This window comes from Pseudoduganella sp. OTU4001, from assembly GCF_038440195.1.
GTDB lineage: Bacteria > Pseudomonadota > Gammaproteobacteria > Burkholderiales > Burkholderiaceae_D > Rugamonas.
In genome coordinates this window covers 1-1,861 of the sequence record NZ_JASATG010000071.1, presented here as the reverse complement: position 1 = coordinate 1,861, position 1,861 = coordinate 1, and the positions used below count along the sequence as shown (strand labels likewise).

Genomic DNA, 1,861 nt, shown 5'->3' with positions numbered 1-1,861 from the left:
GTGTGCGCCCAGCATGGGCGCGATCTTGGAGGTGAAAGTCCTCCCACGAGCTGACCACAGCGAGTGAAGTGTAGCGCAACTGCGTGAGGGTGACCAAGCGTGGGAAGGAAGCGCGAAGCGAAACCGTGAGCCGATGGACAAAAATCAGATACAAGGCGCGACCAATCAGGGCGAGCAGGCACTTCACTGCGAAGCTCTTGTGGTCAAGGAGACGTCGCGTAGATCTGGCGGTTGTGCGGGGAAGGATCGCGTTCTTACCTGGGGAGATCTCGCTTTATGCCTGAAAGGGCGACGGCGCAAGCCGGAGCGAGAAGTCAGCAGAGGCCGTAGTAGCCGAACGCAAAGCCGGTGAGGCGTAAGGCGTCAGGTGAAGGGCTGAACGAGAAGGAAGGCAGGAACCTATGACTCTTGGACAGGCAACGCATCAGAAGCTAGGGCAACTTGGACGAAACGCAAACGGAGAGGGTGAAGCTCGCTTCGTCACGTTACGTGATGAAGTTTGTCCGGCGGGTCATACGGAAGATGGCTTAGGGCGAGAAAACCTGCTGCGGCAGGCTCTATCGCGTGAGAACATGGTCGCGGCATGGAAACGTGTCAAAGCCAATAAAGGAAGTGCTGGCGTCGATGGTTTGTCCATTGAGCAGACAGTTGAATATCTCAAGACTCAGTGGCCGCACATACGGCAGGAACTCCTCGACGGCACGTACCGGCCCCAAGCCGTTCGCCGCGTGGAAATTCCAAAGCCCACTGGCGGAGTGCGGGAACTGGGTATTCCAACTGTCACCGACCGGCTTATTCAGCAAGCGCTACTGCAGATTCTGCAGCCGTTGATCGACCCGACGTTCTCTGAACTCAGCTACGGTTTCCGGCCGGGCCGCAGTGCGCACGACGCTGTGCTTCAGGCACAACGGCATGCGCAGGAAGGCTTCCGGATAGTCGTAGATGTGGACTTGGAGAAGTTCTTTGATCGGGTCAACCACGATATCCTGATGGACCGCCTTGCCAAAAGAATTTGCGACAAAGCCGCCCTACGGCTGATTCGCCGATATCTGGAGGCGGGGATCATGAACGATGGAGTGGTTCTTGCGCGGGATGAAGGCACACCGCAAGGCGGCCCTTTGTCCCCGTTGCTGGCCAACGTCCTGCTGGACGATGTGGATAGCGCTTTGACCCAGCGTGGGCACCGATTTGCGCGCTATGCTGATGACTGTAACGTTTACGTGCGCAGTCAAAAGGCTGGCGAGCGGGTGCTTCGCTGGATGCGCAAGCTGTATGCGCGGCTTCACCTCCGGGTAAACGAATCGAAAACCGAAGTGGGTCCCGTGTTTGGCCGTAAGTTTCTCGGATACTGCCTGCGGCGGTGGTCGGGGGATACGGTCAAGATTGCGGTTGCCCCCAAGGCGATCAAAACGTTTAAGCAGCGCATCAAGACCCTCACCAAGCGTGTCGGTGGCAAGAGCATGAGACAGGTTGCAGAGCAGATGAGGGAGTATCTGCCGGGATGGAAGTCCTACTTTCGTCTCGCGCAAACGCCTCAAACGTTCAAGAATCTTGACTCATGGATTCGTCACCGACTCAGGGCCATTCAGCTCAAGCACTGGCGCGTCGGTCGGACGGTGTATAGCCGCCTCCGCAGCCTTGGTGCCTCGCACGATATGGCGGTACTCCTTGCCGGCGGCGCCGGCAGCTGGTGGGCGCACAGCGGGGCTGGTATGAACCGCGTCCTCACGGTCGAATATTTCGACGACCTGGGATTCCCACGACTCACATGACCTCAACTTCTCGAACCGCCTGGTGCGGACCCGCATGCCAGGTGGTGTGGCAGGGGCGCGGCTAACCGCCGCCCCCTATGCCGATCAAG

General features: G+C 58.7%; 2 protein-coding genes. One reads left to right on the top strand and one right to left on the bottom strand.

From position 1 onward, the window contains the following. On the bottom strand, nucleotides 1-187 hold a 187-nt coding region (locus AAHE99_RS26660; protein WP_342120987.1), incomplete at its 3' end, for a hypothetical protein. Between the two features lie 214 nt (nucleotides 188-401). Between AAHE99_RS26660 and ltrA the strand changes: the two genes are divergently transcribed. Next, entirely contained in the window at nucleotides 402-1,772 is a 1,371-nt protein-coding gene (gene ltrA / locus AAHE99_RS26655; protein ID WP_342120986.1) for a group II intron reverse transcriptase/maturase, read from the top strand. The last annotated feature ends 89 nt before the right edge of the window (nucleotides 1,773-1,861 follow it).